Genomic DNA, 12,200 nt, shown 5'->3' on the forward strand with positions numbered 1-12,200 from the left:
GTTTCCGGCACGAGGCCGGAATGACGGAGAAAATTGGTCGCCCCTATTCCACAAATACCCTGACCGTGGCCGCCCGCCCCACCGCATCGATGACCGTCAGCGTCGAATAACCACCACCATCCGGCTGCCATTCACTGGTGCGGCGGCGCGAGAGGTCAGACAGAGGCTGACCATTGGCGAGCCAACGGAACGGCGCGCGGCCACCCTGCAATTTCAACGTCAGCGGTTCCAGCGTGTTACCCGAAGCAGCACCAAGATCGACCCGCGCACCTTCCGGCGGATAAACGATCTGTGGCGCCGGTTCGCGTGCCGAGGCCGAGATCAGCCCGGATGCGGTCATCGAAAAACGCCGCTGGCTGATTGGCAGATCGGCCTGCGCCACGCGCACTGCGCCAGAGGGTGCCGGCGGCATCGGCGTGATGGCGACGCCGGAGCGAGAAAAGGCGTCGAACAGGATCGGGGCCGCCGTCGCATAACCGGCAATGCCGGGCACCGCGCCATTATCCGGCCGGCCGACCCAGACGCCGAGCACATGGCGGCCATCATAGCCAATCGACCACGCATCACGATAACCGTAGCTGGTGCCGGTCTTGTAGGCGATGCCCAGCCGCCGGCTGCCCTGCGGCGGCAAAACGTCGGAGAGGATGTCGGTGACATTCCATGTGGCGACCGGTTCGAGCAGCGGATCGGCGGGATCGATACCCGGTTTTTCGCGCACGCCATCGCCCAGCCGCACCGGCTGGCCGCGATTGGCAAGCCCGGCATAAAGCTGCACCAGATCTTTCAGCGACACACCGACACCGCCAAGCCCGATGGCAAGCCCCGGCGCCTCGCCGATCGGTAGCGCCGGTTTTACATCCGAACGGCGAAACCGCATCATCAACCGGCTGGGGCCGACGGCATCGAGAAGACGCACCGCCGGCACGTTGAGCGACAGTTGCAGCGCCTGGCGGATGGACACGTCGCCCTGATAGCTCATGTCGAAATTGCGCGGCCGATAACCGTGGAAATCGGAGGGGCGGTCCTCGATCACCGTTTCCTGCGACACCAGCCCCTGTTCAAAGGCCAACCCATAAATGAAGGGTTTTAGGGTCGAACCCGGCGAACGATTGACGCGCGTCATGTCCACCCAGCCGGAACGGCTGGCATCGAAATAATCCGCTGATCCGACCTCGCCGACAATCTCGCCGGTGCGGGCATCGGCCATGACCATGGCAAGCGATATCTTGGGGCCGAGTTTCTGCACGGCGGCGCGGGCCGCATCTTCCAGCCCTCGCTGCACATCCCGCCTGAGCGTCGTGACGTGGCGGTTCTGCGTCGGCTGCTTGCGAATGGCGGCTTCGGCCAGATGCGCGGCATAGGCAGGCAATTGCAGACGACGCGACGGCACTGGATGTAAAGCCGCCTGCTCTGCGGCCGCCTTGCCGACTGTTTCCCTCACCGGCTCACGATCGAGCACACGTTGACGCGCGGCGGTGGCAACCTGCGAGCGCCGATCGGGCCGGCGCGCCTCCGGCGATTGCGGCAAGGCGACCAAAAGAGCTGCTTCCGATACAGAAAGCCGGCGCGGCTCCTTGCCGAAATAGGCAAGGCTTGCAGAGCGCACGCCTTCGAGATTACCGCCGTAAGGCGCAAGCGTCAGATAGAGATCGAGGATCTCAGGCTTCGACAGCCTCCGTTCGATCTGGATGGCGCGGGCAAGCTGCACGAATTTGGCGGTGAAGGAGCGGTTTTCGCGCGGCTCGATCAGCCGTGCCACCTGCATGGAGAGCGTCGAGGCGCCCGAAACGATACGGCCATTGGTGACGAATTGTGTGGCGGCACGCGCTAGCGCCCAGAGATCGACACCGGTATGTTCATAAAAGCGCTGATCCTCATAGGCCACCAGCATGCGCAGGAATTGCGGATCGACGTCGGCTGCCTTTGTGCCCAGCCGCCAGCGGCCATCCGGCGTGGCGAAGGCGCGCAAAAGCTGGCCATCGGCATCCACGACCTCGCGCGAGATCACACCGGCCTTTTCCAAAGGCGGTGGATAAGCACGGTCGGCGGCTTCCAAACCATAGACCGCCGCTACGCCAAGAAGGGCGATAGCAACGGTACCGACAACGAGTTTACGCCAGAGCCGCATTATTGCGCCGCCTTCACCTCCATGCGGCCTGTCGCGGTGCGCGCCGAAAACTGCGGGCGGTACATGTCCTCGACATAGGCTGCCGGATGATCGTAAACGCCCGGCGTCACCGCGCGGACCACATAGGCCAACGAGATTTCGCGGTTATCGCCGCCGCTGCGATCGAAGGCTGCGACAAAACGGTCGTTGCGGAATTCCGTATGGGCGGCCTGCGTATCGCCGATCCATTCGAAATTGGTGAGCTGGGCGCTATCGACGAGGCTCGGATTGTCGATCTCGAAACCGGCGGGCAGCAGATCGGTGATGACGATACGCGAAGCCCAGTCATTGCTTTCCGTCACCGTCAGCACCACCACGTAACGCTGGTTCTGCTCGGCTTCGGTGACGCTGATTTCCTCGCCTTCCAGCGTGTAATAGGCGCGGGAAATCTGAAAACCATCGCCGCCGGCCGGCAGCGGCACGACCGGTGCTGCAACCGTGGTCAGCACCGCCGAGAGCGGATCGGGGCTGCGATTGGCGAGCGTGACCGGATGATCGGCCAATGCTGCACCTTCGATGCGGGACATGTATGCGCCCTTGTGGGCGGCACCATTGACCTGCAGCGATATCCCCTCATCACCCTGCTGCAACGCGCGGGCGGCGAGCAGCATCCAGGCCTGTTCCTGGGTGCTGGTGTATTTTTTGTTGCGCCATTCGCTGGCAACGACCTTTGCAAGGTCCGGCACGATGGCCGGCACCGGGCGGCTTTCGGCAGCAAGCGCCAAAACCGCCGCGCCATCACGCAGCGACGAACCGTAATCCGAACGCGCGAGGCTCACCTTGCGGACCTGTGCGTCCTGAGACATCTGCAACGACTGCGCAAAGATGTTCTTCGAACGCTGGGCATCGCCATAAAGCGCCAGCGATGCAGCAAGATGCGCCTTGGCGAGCGGCGTCGGGAATTCCGAAAGCATCGTATCGGCGTAATAACGCAGATCGCTGATCGCGGCCTTGCGGTTGCGCGACAGGACATAAAGCGCATAGGCGATCTCATTGCCCTTGTCGCGAACGCTGTTGTCATAACCGAGGCCGTTCTGGAGATTTTCCAGCGCCTGCACCAGCGCCTGATCCGGCACCGTATAGCCCTGTTCGCGAGCGCGGCTCAGGAAGTCGGTGACATAGGAATCCAGCCAGAGATCACCCGAACCCGGTGCCCAGAGACCAAAACTGCCCGACGACGACTGGTAGGAGAGGACGCGGTAGATGGCATCCTGCACGCGCTTCTTGATCTCTGCATCGTCGGCCAGCCCGTTCTTCTGGGCGAGTTCGCTCAGATAAAGAAGCGGCAGCGCCCGGCTGGTGGTCTGCTCGGCGCAGCCATACGGGTAACGGTCGAGGCTGGTCAGCAGCGACGGGATATCGAACTCGGCCGAACGGCTGACATTGAGCGCGATCGAGGCACCCGGCAGAATGCTGTCCGCAAACAGATCGCCATTCACCGTAAGGCTGCTGCCGGGAGCAAGCGAGATGACGCGGCGGCTTGTAATCGGCAGCGTAGCAGGGCGCACCGGCAGGTAAAGCGCCTGTTCCAAGGCCATGCCGGAATCGTTTGTCAGACGGATGTTGATCTGGCCATCACCGGGCTCAACCCCGGAGATTCTTAGGGCCACATCCTTCTTCGCACCTGGCTGCAATTGCAGGGTTTGTTCCGGCGCTGCGACCGAAATTGCATCATTGCCGTTGACCGACAGGCGATAATTGCCGGCGGGCGCATCGGTATTGGCGATATCGAGACGCAGGTTGGCTTCATCGCGGGGGGCGAGGAAACGCGGCAGGCTGGCGGTGACGACAACCGGATCGCGGATGATGACATCCGTCACGCCATGGCCGACACCGGTCTTCGACCAGGCAACCGCCATGACACGGGCCGTGCCGTTGAACTGCGGGATATCGAAACTGACTTTTGCATTGCCATCGGCATCCAGCTTTACGGGACCGGAGAAGAAGGCGACGAGCTTTTCCTTCGGCGGGCTGGCCTGCAGTGCCATGCTGCCGCCATCGCCACCGGTGCGGATACGGCCCATTGCGCCGAGCGAGCCATCGATCAGGCGTCCGTAAAGGTCGCGGATTTCCAGACCAAGGCGACGCTGGCCAAAATAGAAATCGTCCGGGGCCGGCGGTTCGTAACGCGTCAGGTTGAGAATGCCGACATCGACGGCGGCAACCGTGACATATGCCTCTTCACCCACACCGGCACCGGCAACATTGACGGCGACCTCAAGCGGCTGGCGCGGAAGGGTCTTTTCCGGCGCGGTCAGCTTGATCGCAAGATCGCGCAGTTCCGGATCGACCTTCAGCCAGGTGATGCCGATGGCACGCATCGGCATGCGATTGTCACGCGCTTCGCCGGGGCGATAAAGCGTAGCGGTGACATAGGAACCGGCACCCCAGTTTTCCGTGACCGGGATTTCGACCTCGCCGCCGTTTTCGCCGATATCGACATTGTCGACCGAGATCAGCTGTTCGGCGCCGCCCATGACCATCAGCGAACCGGCATAACGCGACGCGATTTTCAGCTTGGCGGTTTCGCCGACCTTGTAGCTCGGCTTGTCGAGGGCGATTTCCAGCGCATCCGGAGTTTCGGTGGAACTGGCGGTGACGAACCAGCCGGCATCGAACTCGACGCTCGACTGCGGCCCCCCGGCTTCGGGCGTTTCCACCTCAAGGCGGTAACGGCCCCAGCTTGCCTGCACGGCAATCTCGCCGCCATCGGCTGAGAGATCGACCTTGCCGGTCGCCACCTGTTCGGTACGGGTGATCGGCTCATACCGCCAGGAACCACCCTCGCGATACCATTGGTAATTGCGCTCCAGCTTGACCAGCTTCCACAGCGCACCCTTCGAGGCCACCTTTTTGCCGGTCTCATCGATCATCAAGATATGGAATTTTCCCTGCGCGTTTTCGGGCAGATCACCCGAAAATTCCGGCTTGATACCAATGCGCGGGCCATCGGCGCGAACCGGCAGCGTCAGCTTGCGCTCGATGGCGCGGCCGCCGCCTTCCTGCATTCGCAAGACGATATCGGCAGACACCAGCTGCGTGGTGGACGGAATTTCGGCGATAGCGGCATCGAAACTGGCCTTGCCGTCTTCATCGAGCGGGTCGAGCCCTTCGAGTGGCAGGCGGGTGGCTTCCGCGGCTTCTTCATCGGCGAGGCCGAAGACATAACCCTTGAAGGCCTCCGTCTCGCGCGACGGTTTCAGCACCACTTCGCCTTCGAGATTAAGCCCGGCGGCCGGCGCACCATAGAGATAACGGCCATCGACATTGACCGGCAGCGGCTGGCCAACGGTGATGGTATCGACGTCGCTGGTCAGATCAAACTCGATGCGATCCGGCACAAAATCATCGACCAGGAATTCCTTGGAGGCAATCGCACTGCCCTTGGGGTCGGTAAACACCTGCATGGTCCAGGTGCCGCGCATCGCGGTTTCCTGCAAGGCTAGGTCAAGCGTGTAACCGCCAAGTTGACCGTTTTCGACCTGCCGACGATCTTCGACGCCATCCGGGCGCAGGAAGACAAACGTGAGCGGCAGGTTTTCGATGGCGTTGGAATCGACATCACGCGCCAGCGCCGAGGCATGCACGGTTTCGCCGACGCGATAAATGCCGCGTTCGGTGAATGCAAAGATGTCTATCGCGCCCGGTGCGGCACGGCCGGTAACACCGCGATCGGAGAGATCGAAACCGGCGCGCGTCATATCGAGGAAAACGTAATCCGTGTCGCCGTTCTTGGCCGTCAGAACGGCCGGCACCATGGCGGCGGTGCCGCGCATCAGGCCGGCGGTGAAATTGGCGCGACCATCGGCATCGGTCTTTAACGTGCCGAGAATTTCGTTGTTCTTGGCCAGCAGCTGCAACTCGACATCGGCGACCGGCTTGGCCGTGGAAAGCGAGCGGATGAAAACGTTGAGGCCATCGGTGCCGGCATAGGTGGAGATGCCGAGATCGGAGACGACGAACCATTGCATCGCCTTGTTTTCCCAGCTGTCCTCATCGGCAGTCGGCAGGCTGGCGGTCATCACGTAGACGCCGGGCTTGCGCTGCGGAAGCGCTTCATCGACCGGGAAACTGGTGACGACGTCCTTGTTCATCTCCTGACCGATCTCGAGCGAGCCCTGCCAGACCAGTTCGCCGCTCTCTTCCTGAATGCGGTTGGCGCTGTAGCCATCCATCTGGGTGAGGAATTGCGACGAGGTCAGAAGCGGCGCGATACCGCGCTCGCCGATCCGGTAGAGTTTCAGCGCGGCGCTCGGTGTGTTGACGGAGACGAGCGGAATGCCGCGACGGGCTGTGGATGGCAGCACAAAACTGTCGCCGGTGAACCGCAGCGACGGCGAGCGATCCTTGACGTAGATGTCGATATCGACGGCGGCAGCGAGGTTTTCATCGACGGAGGACGTCAGGCCACGGCGGAGCGTCAGCTTGTACCGCTGGCCATGGGTCAGGCCTTCGACGCAGATCTGGTTGTCCTTGGCTTCCAGCGCTTTTGGCGCGGCACCATCCAAAGTGACGAAAGGCGCGTAATCGACGCCGGCCTTGACCAGAGGTTCGGAGAATTGAATGCAGGCACGCGCTTCGGCACCATCGGCATCGACGGTGTTGCCGACGACGCGGAAACCAAAGCGCTGCACGAGATCCTGATAAACGGCCTGCACCGTCTTGGCATTCACCAACGCAAGGCTTTCCTTGAGCGCATTGATGGCCGCACGATTGTTGGACTGCCGCGCCAGCCCACCGCCGAGAAGGGCAAGCGCTTCGGCACGACTCTGGGTCGAGCGGCTCAACTGATAACCGTTGATGCCGGCCATGACAGCCTGGCGGGCAAATTCGCCGTTGTTTTCGACGCTGCCGGCAGCACGCGCCATTTCGATCCACAGCGCGCCATCTTCCGGGTTGATGGCGAGTGCGGCCTGATAGGCGGGAAGCGCCGCGCCTATATCATTGCCGACGACTTCCAGCTGCGCCAGAGCCTTCAGGCTTTCCAGCCCCTGTCCCTGCAAGGTCGGCGTGGGTGCGAGGCCATCCTTGAATTCGCGCGCCTGCTGAATCAGTTCTTCGGAGAGAAAACCGAGACGCGGAGCGGCACCGATGTCCGGTTCCGATGCCACATCTACCACCTTGCCGGCGATCGCGCCGGGGGCAGCGTTCAGCTGGTTGAAGTCCGATTTCAGAAAGCACCACTTTGCCTTGGTATTATAGGTGAAGGCACGGCAGGAGCGATCGTCGACGCAGGCCGTCTGGCACTGGTTGACGTCGATGTTCTTCACGGTGCGAAGGTCGAACCCGGTGTAGTCGCTGTTTTCGCTGGTGATGACCTGTCGTCGCGTTTCCTGCGCCGACAGTGGCGCGGCCAAAGCCAGCGCGCCGAGGACAAAAGCCGAGATGCGGAAAAAGGCGCGCTTAGACATGAAAGTCCTCCCCAACGCGGTGCCGTGAGCCGGTGTGTTATCTTCTAATTTGACGAGTGCTTGTCAATCTTCAGCGCAGGTATGCGCCAGCTATGTTGCAAGCTCAAGATGGGAAATTTACCGGCGATGGCTGGCGGTGGACATCGATCCGGCTGAGGCGCAGAATTGCGATCCATCAAACCAGACGGGGGTATGTGCGGATGGCAGATGATATGCCCGAGCCTGCGGCAAGCAAGCTGACGATCACCAAGCGCAAATGGGCGGTGGAAGGAAAGTTTCTCACCGGCCGTCCAACCCGCCCCGACACGGAACGCCTGCCGCCCGGACAACATCTCGTCAAGAACTGGCCGGTTCTGGATCTCGGCCAGCAGCCGGAGATTTCACGCGAGCGCTGGCGGCTGGATATACGCGGTCTGGTGATCCATCCGATGACCCTGGACTGGACGGCACTGCAGGATTTACCGCAAAGCGACAGCGTTTCCGATATTCACTGCGTCACCACATGGTCGCGTTACGACAACAACTGGAAGGGCGTGGAAATCCGCGACCTGATGGATCTCGTTCATCCCAAGGACGAAGCAAGCGCTGTGATCCTGACCAGTTACGATGGCTATACGACCAACCTGCCGCTGGCCGATTTTGCCTCAGAAGACGCCATGCTGGTGACCGACTGGGAAGGCCAACCTCTCTCGGAAGAACACGGCGGACCGGTGCGGCTCGTCGTGCCGCATCTCTACTTCTGGAAAAGCGCCAAATGGCTGAACCGCATCGAATTCATACGCGAGGACAGGCCTGGCTTCTGGGAGAAGAACGGTTATCACATGCGCGGCGATCCATGGGCCGAGGAACGGTATTCGGACGATTGATCGCTTCGATCAGATCGCTGCCGCCAAACCGTTTTTCGCCCGCGCATTGGCCCAATCGGCACTGGCCTTAATCCCGCCGAGCGGAAAAACGTGACACTGCTCGATCAAGCTTCGCGGGTTCGTTGCGCAGTAGGCCTCGATCTCATTAACCAGATCGGTCGGTTCGAAAGGCACCAGCAGCTTGCGGAAATCCAGAGCACGCTTCTGCAGAATGGCAAGCGACGGACCGACGCCACAGGAGATCGCGAACTTGATCAGCGTCTGCAGCTTGGTCGGCCCGGCAATGCCGAGATGGATCGGCAGGTCGATGCCATCGGAAAAGATGCGTTCCGCCCAGGTGATGACCGGTTTGGCATCGAAGGCGAACTGCGTGACGATTGCCATCTTTGCATCGGTGCGCTGGGCATAATCATTCTTCGAACGAAGGGCGGCATCGACAATGATCGTGCCACCGGCGCGATCGATATCGCGATTGCCTTCCGGATGACCGGCAACGTGAAGGCGTTTGAAACCATACCGGTCGAACAAGCCGGTTTCGAGCATCGCCATGACGCTGTCGATTTCACCAACGGGGCGGACATGCCCGCCACCCAGCAACAGCGCCTGTTCGACACCGGCTTCCTCGCGGTAACGTTTGATCCACGTATCGAGCGTCGAAATATCCGGGATGCCGCGGGCCGGGATATGCGGCATCGGGGCCAAACCTTCTACGGTCAGCCGGCGCGCGGTTGCCACCATGTCATCGATCGGCGTGCCTTCGATATGGGCGATGTAAACACGCGTGCCTGCCGGCAGAATTTTTCGAAAATCCTCGATCTTGGCGGCAGTGCGCGGCGTGACCTCGATGGAGAAATGCGAAAGCAGGTTGATCGCGCCAGCCGGCATCCCGATTGCCGTTTCCTGTTCCGTCACTGCAAAGGCCATGAAGTTTTCCGTATCCGATATTCGTGTACCGCGTGAATATCAGGATAAGACGGCAATGTCGTTTGCACATGCCGCACGGCCGACATGCACGGACGCATTTGCGCCCATGCCGGAACCTTTGCAGGTCAAAGGCCGGAAATCAGACGGCGAGATAATTGTGCCGCAACTCGGCATTGTCGAGAACATCGGCAGCGGCACCACTATAAACCACCGTGCCCGTGTCCATGATCACGGCCCGATCGGAGAAACGCAGAGCCGCCACCGCATTCTGTTCGACGATGATGGTGGTGATGCCGAGATCGCGGATCTGCCGGACGATCTTTTCGATCTCCTGCACGATGACCGGCGCCAATCCTTCATAAGGCTCGTCGAGGAACAGGATTTTCAGATCTCGCGCCAAGGCTCGGGCAACGGCCAGCATCTGCTGTTCGCCACCCGACATGGTGGTGGCTTCCTGCGTACGGCGTTCGGCAAGGCGGGGAAAATGATCATAAATCTTTTCGACCGACCAGCCCTTTTGCCCGGACACCTGCGCCAGAAGCAGGTTCTCTTCCACCGTCAGCCCGCCGATGATACGGCGATCCTCCGGCACCAGCTGTACACCGGCCTGCGCTGCCTGATAGGATTTCATCCTGTGCAGCGGCTGGCCATCCAGCCAGATCTCACCACTTTTCAAAACCGGACTGTCGGCGCGCGCCAGAGTGCGCAGCGTCGATGTCTTGCCGGCACCGTTGCGGCCGAGCAGCGACAGGACCTCGCCCTTGGCGATGGAAAAGGAGACGCCCTGGACAATGTAGGATTCGCCATACCAGGCGTGGATATCCTCGACGCTGAAGAAGGGTCTCTCCTCAACAGGCTCCATGCTCTGGGCTCCTTTCGTCAGGTCTGTTTGGCGGGTCATGGCGTTCATGCGTGTGCTTCTCCGAGATAGGCTTCCTTGACCTTGGGGTTGCCCCGCACCTCGTCCGGCAGTCCATCGGCGATGATGCGCCCCTGCGCCAGCACGCTGACGCGGTCAGCAAGCGAGAACACCACATGCATGTCGTGCTCGATGATCACCTTGGTCATGCCGCGCGCCTTGATGCGTTTGAGAAGCTCGATCGTCATGTTGGTATCGTGGCGCGACATGCCGGCGGTCGGTTCATCCAGCAGCAGCAGCTTTGGTTTCTGGATCAGGCACATGGCAAGCTCCAGACGGCGCTTGTCGCCGCGCGACAGCGAACCGGCCAGCTGATGGCGTCGCTCCAGCAGGCCGACATCGCCCAGATGAAACTCGGCAGAATCGCGGATTTCGCTTTCGCTCTCCACCGATTGCAGCGCGTGAAAACGATAGGCGCCGTCCCGCTTGGCAAAGGCCGGGATCATGACGTTGTCGAGCAAGGTCAGATCCGGAAAGATTTCCGGTGTCTGGAACACCCGGCTGACGCCGAGCTGGTTGATTTCATGCGGTTTTTGCTGGTCGAGCGTGGTTCCGGCAAACACGACATGGCCCTGATCCGGCCGGATGCGGCCGATACAGACATTGAGCAGCGTCGATTTTCCTGCACCGTTGGGGCCAATAATGGCGTGGACGGTGCCTTCGGCAACGCTGAGATCCACATCCGTTAGCGCCTTCAACCCGCCGAAACGCTTGCTGACATCGGCGACGTGGAGAACGATATTCCTGTCTGACATGGTCGTTACTCCGCTGGTTGCGCATGAGCGGCAACGGCCGGTTTTCCACCACCGCCGCCACGCTTGAAGAGGCCTGAGATCCGTCGGAAACCTTCCATGATGCCGCCGGGCAGAAAGATCACGATCAGCACGAAGATGACGCCAAGCGTCAGGTGCCAGCCCTCGCCGACGAACAGCGACAGTCCGCTGACCAGCGGGTTCTCGATACTGTCAGGCAGAAAATCGAAGATGCGATGCAAGGTCTGCTCGTTGAAGGCGGAAAAAATGTTCTCGAAATATTTGATGACGGCCGCACCGAGGATCGGCCCGACCAGCGTTCCGGCACCACCCAGAATGGTCATCAGCACCACTTCCCCCGAGGCTGTCCATTGCATCCGCTCGGCGCCGGCCAAGGGGTCGGTGACCGCCATCAGAGAACCGGCAAGCCCGGCATAAACGCCCGAGATGACGAAGGCGGCGAGCAGATACGGCCGGTTGTTGAATCCGGTGTAACGCATGCGGTTCTGGTTGGATTTCAGTGCCCGCAGCATCAGGCCGAAGGGCGAGCGAAAGATTTTTATCGCGAAGAAGAAACAGAGGATCAGCACGATGGCGCAGAAATAGAAGCCCGCGTAACCGCCGCCGCTGAGGCCGATACCGAACAGTTCGACACGCGGCAGACCGCCGGTGGCCGCACCGGCCATACGATCGAGCACGCGGGGATCGCCCAGTGTCAGCTGCAGGCCGGTCTCACCATTGGTCAGCGGCGTCAGCACCGAATAGGCAAGGTTATAAAACATCTGCGCGAAGGCGAGCGTGAGGATGGAGAAATAGATGCCGGAACGGCGCAGCGCCACATAACCGATGACCATGGCCACCAGACCGGCAACGACCATCGAAAACAGGATAGCCGGCAAAGCATTCATGGTGAGGAGCTTGAACATCCACACCGCCGCATAGGAGCCGATGCCGATAAAGGCGGCGTGGCCGAAGGACAGATAACCGGTCAGGCCGAACAGGATGTTGAAGCCAAGCGCAAAAATGCCAAAGATGCAGAATTTCTGCATCAGCGCCGGATAGGCGGCACCGAGCGGTTGCAACGAAATCGGCAGGGTCAGGACGACAAGAGCAAAACCGAGGAACAGCAGCCAGTCCTGTTTCGAGAGATTGAAAGCCATC

General features: G+C 61.1%; 7 protein-coding genes. 1 reads left to right on the forward strand and 6 read right to left on the reverse strand.

The genetic code is table 11. From position 1 onward, the window contains the following. Nucleotides 1–43: 43 nt before the first annotated feature. Both pbpC and EDF70_RS20990 read right to left on the reverse strand, forming a co-directional pair. Complete coding sequence (pbpC, locus tag EDF70_RS20985; protein WP_132277538.1) at nucleotides 44–2,128, reverse strand: penicillin-binding protein 1C; 2,085 nt, start codon at nucleotides 2,126–2,128, stop codon at nucleotides 44–46. Beyond that, entirely contained in the window at nucleotides 2,128–7,578 is a 5,451-nt protein-coding gene (locus EDF70_RS20990) for an alpha-2-macroglobulin family protein (RefSeq protein WP_132277540.1), read from the reverse strand. The genes pbpC and EDF70_RS20990 overlap by 1 nt, the downstream gene beginning before the upstream one ends. Nucleotides 7,579–7,778: 200 nt before the next feature. Here EDF70_RS20990 and EDF70_RS20995 point away from each other — a divergent pair, with 200 nt between their 5' ends. Continuing rightward, nucleotides 7,779–8,444 carry a sulfite oxidase-like oxidoreductase gene (locus tag EDF70_RS20995; protein WP_132277542.1) on the forward strand — a complete coding sequence of 222 codons (666 nt, stop codon included), beginning with the start codon at nucleotides 7,779–7,781 and terminating at the stop codon, nucleotides 8,442–8,444. Between the two features lie 9 nt (nucleotides 8,445–8,453). Here EDF70_RS20995 and EDF70_RS21000 read toward each other — a convergent pair whose 3' ends face one another. The 4 genes from EDF70_RS21000 to EDF70_RS21015 all read right to left on the reverse strand — a co-directional run bounded on the left by EDF70_RS21000 (nucleotide 8,454) and on the right by EDF70_RS21015 (nucleotide 12,199). Next, a complete protein-coding gene (locus EDF70_RS21000) occupies nucleotides 8,454–9,368 on the reverse strand; it encodes a methylenetetrahydrofolate reductase (RefSeq protein WP_132277544.1) in 915 nt (304 codons plus the stop codon). A gap of 139 nt (nucleotides 9,369–9,507) precedes the next feature. Then, nucleotides 9,508–10,230 carry an ABC transporter ATP-binding protein gene (locus EDF70_RS21005; protein ID WP_245519261.1) on the reverse strand — a complete coding sequence of 241 codons (723 nt, stop codon included), beginning with the start codon at nucleotides 10,228–10,230 and terminating at the stop codon, nucleotides 9,508–9,510. A 44-nt stretch (nucleotides 10,231–10,274) separates the two neighbouring features. Continuing rightward, nucleotides 10,275–11,042 carry an ABC transporter ATP-binding protein gene (locus EDF70_RS21010; RefSeq protein ID WP_132277546.1) on the reverse strand — a complete coding sequence of 256 codons (768 nt, stop codon included), beginning with the start codon at nucleotides 11,040–11,042 and terminating at the stop codon, nucleotides 10,275–10,277. A gap of 5 nt (nucleotides 11,043–11,047) precedes the next feature. Further along, the gene (locus EDF70_RS21015) at nucleotides 11,048–12,199 is read right to left on the reverse strand and encodes a branched-chain amino acid ABC transporter permease (RefSeq protein WP_132277548.1); all 1,152 of its coding nucleotides are present in this window, start codon (nucleotides 12,197–12,199) and stop codon (nucleotides 11,048–11,050) included. Between the last annotated feature and the right edge of the window lies 1 nt (nucleotide 12,200).

It is taken from the genome of Neorhizobium sp. JUb45, from assembly GCF_004343585.1.
GTDB lineage: Bacteria > Pseudomonadota > Alphaproteobacteria > Rhizobiales > Rhizobiaceae > Neorhizobium.

Bases quoted from the DNA above. Each gene is read 5' to 3' on its own strand.
- EDF70_RS20990 (WP_132277540.1), bottom strand. From the start codon at position 7,578: ATGTCTAAGCGCGCCTTTTTCCGCATCTCGGCTTTTGTCCTCGGCGCG.
- EDF70_RS21000 (WP_132277544.1), bottom strand. From the start codon at position 9,368: ATGGCCTTTGCAGTGACGGAACAGGAAACGGCAATCGGGATGCCGGCT.
- EDF70_RS20995 (WP_132277542.1), top strand. From the start codon at position 7,779: ATGGCAGATGATATGCCCGAGCCTGCGGCAAGCAAGCTGACGATCACC.
- EDF70_RS21010 (WP_132277546.1), bottom strand. From the start codon at position 11,042: ATGTCAGACAGGAATATCGTTCTCCACGTCGCCGATGTCAGCAAGCGT.
- EDF70_RS21005 (WP_245519261.1), bottom strand. From the start codon at position 10,230: ATGGAGCCTGTTGAGGAGAGACCCTTCTTCAGCGTCGAGGATATCCAC.
- pbpC (WP_132277538.1), bottom strand. From the start codon at position 2,128: ATGCGGCTCTGGCGTAAACTCGTTGTCGGTACCGTTGCTATCGCCCTT.
- EDF70_RS21015 (WP_132277548.1), bottom strand. From the start codon at position 12,199: ATGGCTTTCAATCTCTCGAAACAGGACTGGCTGCTGTTCCTCGGTTTT.